6 protein-coding genes are annotated in these 7,194 nt (G+C 59.6%); 4 read left to right on the top strand and 2 right to left on the bottom strand.

Translation table 11 applies throughout. The features are described 5' to 3' along the window. Positions 1–283 precede the first annotated feature (283 nt). On the bottom strand, positions 284–1,774 hold the full coding sequence (locus tag GGD53_RS24790; RefSeq protein ID WP_184459395.1) for an MDR family MFS transporter: 1,491 nt from the start codon (positions 1,772–1,774) through the stop codon (positions 284–286). A gap of 233 nt (positions 1,775–2,007) precedes the next feature. Next, a complete protein-coding gene (locus GGD53_RS24785; protein WP_184459394.1) occupies positions 2,008–2,364 on the bottom strand; it encodes a hypothetical protein in 357 nt (118 codons plus the stop codon). A 229-nt stretch (positions 2,365–2,593) separates the two neighbouring features. On the opposite strand from GGD53_RS24785, the gene GGD53_RS24780 reads away from it, so the two are divergent. From GGD53_RS24780 to GGD53_RS24765, 4 genes are all read left to right on the top strand, one after another. Next, on the top strand, positions 2,594–3,730 hold the full coding sequence (locus GGD53_RS24780; RefSeq protein ID WP_184459393.1) for an acyltransferase family protein: 1,137 nt from the start codon (positions 2,594–2,596) through the stop codon (positions 3,728–3,730). Between the two features lie 796 nt (positions 3,731–4,526). Then, positions 4,527–5,141: a hypothetical protein gene (locus tag GGD53_RS24775; RefSeq protein WP_184459392.1), complete on the top strand. Its 615-nt coding sequence runs from the start codon at positions 4,527–4,529 to the stop codon at positions 5,139–5,141. Between the two features lie 265 nt (positions 5,142–5,406). Then, the gene (locus tag GGD53_RS31985) at positions 5,407–5,610 is read left to right on the top strand and encodes a hypothetical protein (RefSeq protein WP_246717878.1); all 204 of its coding nucleotides are present in this window, start codon (positions 5,407–5,409) and stop codon (positions 5,608–5,610) included. Between the two features lie 159 nt (positions 5,611–5,769). Beyond that, positions 5,770–7,053, top strand: coding sequence for a tyrosine-type recombinase/integrase (locus GGD53_RS24765; RefSeq protein ID WP_184459391.1), 1,284 nt, complete (start codon positions 5,770–5,772; stop codon positions 7,051–7,053). The last annotated feature ends 141 nt before the right edge of the window (positions 7,054–7,194 follow it).

Here is a 7,194-nt window from a genome sequence, read left to right as displayed (position 1 = left end):
TCGACAACCAGAAAATAGACGGAAAACCTCCGTCTGACGGGGCATGCGCCTGCGGCATTTCGATTCACCCAGAACTTTCCCCGGACAGCCCTGCCGCTCGCGGGGCGAGGGGACGTGCCCCCGCGAGAGGTGGTAGAAACGGAGAGGTTGCGGCATATCCCCTTCGCCCCGTTTACGGGGAGAAGGTGCCGGCAGGCGGATGAGGGGCTGTGTTCACCGATCTCCGGTGATGACGGAGAAGACCTTGTCAACAAACTGCCAGGCGCTCCCATGCAGAGAGTTATCAATGCGAGGCCGCCTCGCTTGCCACCGCCGGCTCTTCGCGTGTCTGGCGGTGGCCGACGGGGATCAGCCAGGTGGTGAAGAAGGTCAGCACCGCGACGACGACCACGCCCCAGAAGCTCCAGTGCAGGGCCGCGTCGAAGATGCTGCGGATCGCCGGATCGGCGGCGAGCGCCGAGAGCCCGGTCGGCTGGTTCAGCGCTTTATGAAGGGCGGCCGCGGTTTCGCCGCTCGCATAATGGCTGATGCCGGCATTGAGAATGGCGCCGAGCACGGTGGCGCCGAGCGTATTGCCGAGGCTGCGGGCGAAGATGATCGAGGCCGTGGCGCTGCCGCGCATCGACCATTCGACGCTGTCCTGCACCAGCACGATGCTCGTCAGGCTGATCAGGCCCATGCCAAAGCCCATGAAGAACGAGCCGGCGCCGGCCAGAGCAGGCGAGCTTTCGGGCGTCAGGAACAGCAGGAAGCAGGCGCCGAACGGAAACATCAGGCTGCCGACGCGCAGGGTCCGGCGAATGCCGAAGGCGCGGTAAAAGCGGCTGGAGAGCATCACCGCTAAGGGCCAGCCGACGATGAGCATGGTCAGCGTGAAACCGGCGACGATGGGCGTGCGGCCGAGCACGCCCTGCACGTAGATCGGCAGGATGGTGGAAAGCCCGATCAGCGCCATGCCGGCCAGCAGGGTGGCGGCATTGCCGGTCGCGATCAGCCGGCGGCTCCAGAGCGCGATCGAAATGATCGGCTCCGGCGCCCGCCTCTCCTGGGCGAGGAAGAAGAGCCCCGAGACGACGAAGACGGCGAAGAGCGACAGCAGGATCCAGGCGCTCGCATCGGTTTCCGTCAGCATCACCAACAGGGCGACGATCGAGATCGAGAACAGCACCGATCCGAGGTAATCGATCTTTGCTTGTTTATGCGCGACGTCCTCCTTCAGGAAAATCATGAAGGCGATGATCGAGACGATGCCGATCGGCAGGTTGATCCAGAAGATCCAGGCCCAGGAAATATTGTCGACGATGATGCCGCCGGCAAGCGGCCCGACGACGGCCGATGTCGCCCAGACGGTCGCCATCGCGCCCTGCACTCGGCCGCGTTCCTCGAGCTTGAAGAGATCGCCGATGATGGTCATCGTCACCGGCTGGATCGCGCCGGCGCCGAGCCCCTGCAGCAGCCGGAACAGCACCAGCGACATCATCGACCAGGCAAAGCCGCAGAGCAAAGAGCCGGCGAGGAAGATGAGGATGCCGCCGATCAGCACCGGCTTGCGTCCGAAAATATCGGAAAGCTTGCCGTAGATGACCGTGGTCGTCGACTGCGCCAGCAGGAAGGCCGAAAACACCCAGCTGTAATAGGAAAAGCCGCCGAGCTGGCCGACGATGCGCGGCATCGCCGTCGCCACGATCGTCGCCTCGATGGCGACCATGAATGTCGCCACCATGATGGTCGCGACGACAAGCACGCGGTTCGAGCGATGCGCTGCATTCGACATGGCGGTCCTCTTCGGGTGCTCCGCGGACGCCGGAGATATCGGCAGGCTGGCTGAGTGTGGCGATCGCCATGTGCGGAGGGATGCTGTTCTTGTACGACCGGAATGCCGGCCGGTAAAGCAATTCTCTTAGGCCGCCGCCAATTTGCGCGACGTCAGCGACGACTGTTGAAATGAAGGCCCGGCGCCATCACGGCCGGGCACTCATTCTGTCGGCAGGCTGGCGCTCGCCATTCTCACTGTTGGCATGCCTCGCTCATCGAACCGCTGCCGTCGGTGCAGCCCGGTGTCTGCTGGAGATCCGGATTGAGGCCGCCCGGATTGATCGTGCTGCGGCCACTGTTGAGATCGACGCCGCCATTGCCGCTGGTGCTGCCGGTTGTACCGGAATCGGTGCCGACGGAACCGCTGCTGGTCGACCCCGTACCGGCGGAGCCGGTGCTAGTCGAACCCGTGCCTGTATTGCCCGAGCCGCCGATAATGGGCGCCACCGAAAGCCGCCCGCTGGAATTCGCCCCGCCGGCTGTCTGGGCGAGAGCCGAGCCGGCAAGAGCGATGGAAAGGAAGGATATTGCGATGAGTTTGCAGGACATGGTCTTCTCCATCCTTGTTGTCTCAAGAGAGAAACCTGCTCGGGAGCGGCATGTTCCTTCCCGATATTCCGCACTCGAAGGGACGAAGCTGGCCGTCTGACACCCCGACCTTGATCGACTGTGTACCCGCGCGAGTTGTGTCGCAGCCCACTAAAATCCGCTCAACACTATCCGGTTGCCGTCGAAGATGCTAACCCTGCCCGCGGATACGAATGGATAGAGGTATCTCATGGACGCGATGAAAGGCGGCAGACGCATCGAATGTCTGGATGGTTTGCGGGGTTTGGCAGCGCTTTGGGTGCTGATCGGCCATGCGCACATCCTGACGGGCTTCAAGGTGCCGATTATCGGAGATCCCGAGCTGGGGGTCGACCTGTTCATCATGCTCTCGGGCTTCCTGATGGTGTTCCACTATCAGCGACGCAAGGCCAGAGAGCCATGGGAGAGCCCGCAAACGTGGGCGGTCTTCTGGGCTCGTCGCTTCTTCCGCATCGCACCGCTCTATTACGTCATGCTGGTAATTGCTCTCATCGCCGGGTCCGAGATCTATCAGGCAAGGATGGTCATTGACGCGTTCAACGGCAATCCGCCGCAAGCGGCATCCCGCTATCTGGACGATAGCCTGACCAACTACCTGATGCATCTTTCCTTCCTGTTCGGCTTGTCCCCGGCCCATGCCTTCCGCACGGCGCTTCCCGATTGGAGCATCGGCCTGGAAATGCAGTTCTATGCGGCTTTGCCCTTCATCATGATCGTTCTCGGGCGGCTGGGCTGGCTGAAGGGCATGCTCGTCACCGTCGGCTTGGCCGTCACTGCCGCCTGGGTGGTCCATCACCTGGGTTTCCGCTTCCCGATGCCGTCGTTTCTACCGATGAAAATGCACATCTTCGCCGCCGGCATGCTGCTCGCGGGTGCATTATGGATGTCGCAGGGTAGAGCTTACCTCGCCTTTGCGATCTCGGCTCTGCTGGTCCTCATCCCTCTCGGCGGCGACGTGACCGTGCTGCACGAAAGCGTACGCGTAGGGATCGTCGCGCTGTTCTTTGTCCTGGTGCACGCCGATCGTTTCCCGGGTTCCGCCGGCCATTATTCGCGCTCGGTCAATTCGGTGCTCGGCAACAGCTTCTTTCGAAATCTCGGGGAACTTTCCTTCGGGGCCTATCTCATTCACCTGCTCATCATGCAGCCCGTGATCGCCTGGCTGATCGGCAATACCGATCTCAGCAATCCCGCCCGTTGGCTGGCGACGCTGATCGTCACCATCCCCGCCGTCTATGTCCTGTCCTTCCTAGGCTACAAGTTCATCGAGCTGCCCGGTCAGTCGGTTGGCAGGCGCCTGACGCAACAGAGGCAGGTGGCGACCTAGAGCCGGACGACCGATCTGCAACTGCCTGCCGCTCGACCGCACCTCCAGCAGATGCGCCAGTATGCCGCGGCACTCCATCGGTGGGCGGGCACTGGCGTGAGTGACATGCCATAACGGAGGCTTGCAGCGAGCGGCGCCTGGCGTTCACTCTCTTCATTCAGTTGGCACAGCTGCCGGCGTGAATATGCTTCGGGTAAAATTATCAGCCATTTATCTCGTCGATGGCAGTTATTCCGTCTATGCATGAAGCACCCGAAAAGCACGCCGGCGGCGCCTCATCGCAAACGGACAGCCGTCTCGTCCAGATGCTCGCCTCTCAGGGCATCCAGCAGGCGCAAATCTGCAGCGTTCTCGACGCCTCCGAGAAGACACGGCGAGGCGCTACCGGCCCGAGTTGGATCGAGGCGCTGCTAAGCGTCAAGCCGCGCTTCTGCAATTGCTCCGTATCGCCGCGGGCATCGATGATGTGGCGTCGCGGGCACCCACATTCGCGCTTAGCGGATGAACCTGTTCTTGCGGAGCTAGGGCCGCCATTCGCCGACGGGGGGGCCGAGGCCCTACCTTCCGCGCTAATGGCTTTCATGTAATAACGCCGAAATGAGAACTGCATTAGACCTCACTCAGCTTCGACCGGCATCGAACATTTTTGGCTCGGCTCTGCCGAGACAAACTCTGCATTCATTCCGTGTAAGAATATCTAATGTCTCTAGGCTTTGACGATACATTTGAAAATTGAGGACTGGTAATGGCGTGGGGTACAAGTGAATGGAGCGCGCTCGCTGGAGGCGCATCGGCCGTGGCCACCGCCATTGCAGGATTCATGGCGCTGTTGGCCGCAAAGTGGACGGTGACTGCGACGCGAAGCGCGGCCGCACAAAATGAAGCCCTGCTGAAAGAGCAGATCGCGATACAGCGGGATGAACTCGCCGCAATTGCAGGTGATCAGCGACCGTGGATAAAGGTGTCAATGACAGTCGAGGGGACGACTGTTGATGACGGCGACGGAATACGGTCGATTCTTCTAAAGACTACCATGGCGAACCTCGGCAATAGGCCAGCAACAAGGGCGATGTGTCACCTTACGCGCGACCAGCCAACTTCCGCGGCTGTGCAGCAAATCATGGATGCACAGAAAAATTTCGACAACCCTTCGCATGCTTCATTTGGCTATACGATCTTCCCAGGCGAGACTTATACCGAATCAGGTACCTACCCCGTGATGTACAGGCCCAATGCGGGAGGTCTAGCCAGTGTTCATTTTGGGGGCGTGGCAGCGTACAAGAGCGCACACTCAGATCATTGGCTCTTTACACCCTTCAGTTACGTGCTTTCGTTTACCGAGGAGCAGGTTGGGGCGGTTTCCACTTACGACATGGCGCAAAACATCGACAATGTTTCGCCGCCACTCTGAGGCCCCCTGTCCGCTGCCCGTCATCCGTGGATAGGTGACGATGGGGGTCGCGGCGATCCTGCGGTCCTTGCGGATCGACCAAGCGTGCCCGAACAATTTTCCTCTCTTAGCGCGCATGAGGAGCATTTCAGGCGATTCCCGCTAAAGTCCCCCGTGCCAGAATGCACATAGCCGTGCTTGGCAGTGCGAGATACTCCTTTTGGACAGATGTTCGCCGCGCGCCAACGCAGGTACGATCTTTCGCGCGAAATGGCGGAGATGGGGCATGCGTCCGGTTTATCGCAATCCGCAGAAGAAATCGGTGCTGTTCAGGGTGCCGGGTTTGGTCATCGGCGCGGTCGCATTTGGTGCAGCCGGCGGCATGACCGTCAGCGATTTGCTAGGCATAGAGGTTTTTGGTGCCGCTTACGTGACTCGAACACGTGACCCCATCATTACGAATAACGTGTCAGCCCAAAAATTAGCCTAACATCGTCTAACCTAGTCTTAGCAAATAATCGAGAATAACAGTTAAATTACAGAGGGTTAACATATAAGAATTTAACATTAGCTAACATTGGCAATCGCCTCTATAATTTTCCCCCAGCATTCCCCCGGATGTTCCGGGGAAAAATTTGAGGGGTGGAGAATGACAAAGGCGAAGAGCGCATTTACGGCAAAATGGGTCGAGGCCGTCGCAGCAACCGACAAGCGGCAGGAGATACCCGATCCCAGTTTGAAGGGCTTTTATTTAATCATCCAGCCTCTTCCGGGTGGCGGGAAGAGCTGGGCCGTTCGCTACAAGGGCAAACCGAAATTCACTATCGGGAGCGTCGGCGCCTGGAAGCTCGCCGATGCCCGCAAAGAGGCCGGCCGAATTATGCGCGCCTATGACGAGGGCCGCGATCCGCGCGCCGAGAAGAAAGAACTGCTCTCCGACGACAATCTGATTGAGAACGTGCTCGCCCAATTTGTGAAGCGGCACGTCAAGCGCAAGAACCGCGACAGCACGGCACAGGCGCAACAGCGCTACATCGACAAGGAACTGATACCACGTTGGAAGGGGAAGCACGTTGCTGCTATCCGCCGGCGCGATATCGTCACCATGCTGGACGACGTTGTTGAAAGCGGCCGGCCTCAGGCGGCGGTACGCCTGCTAGCGCTCACGCGCAAGTTCTTCAGTTGGGCGGTCGGCACCGGCTGGCTGGACGCATCACCCTGCGTCGGCGTTCCTGTTCCCGCCCCAGTAGTCAAGCGCAAGCGCGTGCTTTCCGATTCTGAACTGCGGTGGGTCTGGAAAGGTGCCGAGGCCATCGGGTGGCCGTTCGGCCCAATGGTGCAACTGCTCATCTTGACTGGCCAGCGCCGCGAGGAGGTTGCGGCCGCTAGCTGGCCGGAATTCGATTTAACCGGCAAGGAGCCGGGCTGGACGATTCCAGGCGGAAGGGCGAAGAACGGAAACGAGCAAGTGGTTGCATTGGCGCCGACGGCGGTCTCGATTTTGACTAGCTTGCCTAAGGTCCTTGGCCAGAGCGATTTTATTTTATCGACCAATGGCGACACTAGCATTTCGGGCTATTCGCGCGGCAAACGGCGGCTTGATGAAGCCATGATGAAAATAGTCCGGAGCGAAGCCGAAGAAAGTGGTAACGATCCCGATGAAGTGAAGTTGGAGCCCTTTACGTTGCATGACCTGAGACGCACGCTTGCCACGCGGTTGGGCGATCTTGGCGTAGCGCCGCATACGGTGGAGGCGATCCTCAACCACGCCCGCGTCGGCGTTGCCGCCCACTACAATCATGCCCGCTACGAAACGGAAAAGCGGGAAGCGCTATTCCGTTGGGAACGTCACATCAAAAAAATTATTTCCGCCGGACCCGTCTCTAACGTTATTTCATTTGGCAAGGTTAGCTTGCGGGAGAGCGGCGAATGATCGCGTTGTTTTCCTTGAGAGAACGAGTGCATTAGCAAGTTACGATGAAAGAAGAGGTTGCAGATGAATTGTCTTAAATGGCAAGAAAACCTTGCGTGTTCAAACACTTAGCAGACAAATTCGCGTTTGCATAATTGCTCG

Source organism: Rhizobium aethiopicum (assembly GCF_014197535.1).
GTDB lineage: Bacteria > Pseudomonadota > Alphaproteobacteria > Rhizobiales > Rhizobiaceae > Rhizobium > Rhizobium aethiopicum_A.
This window is presented reverse-complemented; position numbering and strand designations above follow the sequence as displayed.

What these genes read in the sequence shown, in the direction of transcription:
- GGD53_RS24790 (WP_184459395.1), bottom strand. Translation starts at nt 1,774, where the DNA reads ATGTCGAATGCAGCGCATCGCTCGAACCGCGTGCTTGTCGTCGCGACC.
- GGD53_RS24785 (WP_184459394.1), bottom strand. Translation starts at nt 2,364, where the DNA reads ATGTCCTGCAAACTCATCGCAATATCCTTCCTTTCCATCGCTCTTGCC.
- GGD53_RS24780 (WP_184459393.1), top strand. Translation starts at nt 2,594, where the DNA reads ATGGACGCGATGAAAGGCGGCAGACGCATCGAATGTCTGGATGGTTTG.
- GGD53_RS31985 (WP_246717878.1), top strand. Translation starts at nt 5,407, where the DNA reads ATGCGTCCGGTTTATCGCAATCCGCAGAAGAAATCGGTGCTGTTCAGG.
- GGD53_RS24765 (WP_184459391.1), top strand. Translation starts at nt 5,770, where the DNA reads ATGACAAAGGCGAAGAGCGCATTTACGGCAAAATGGGTCGAGGCCGTC.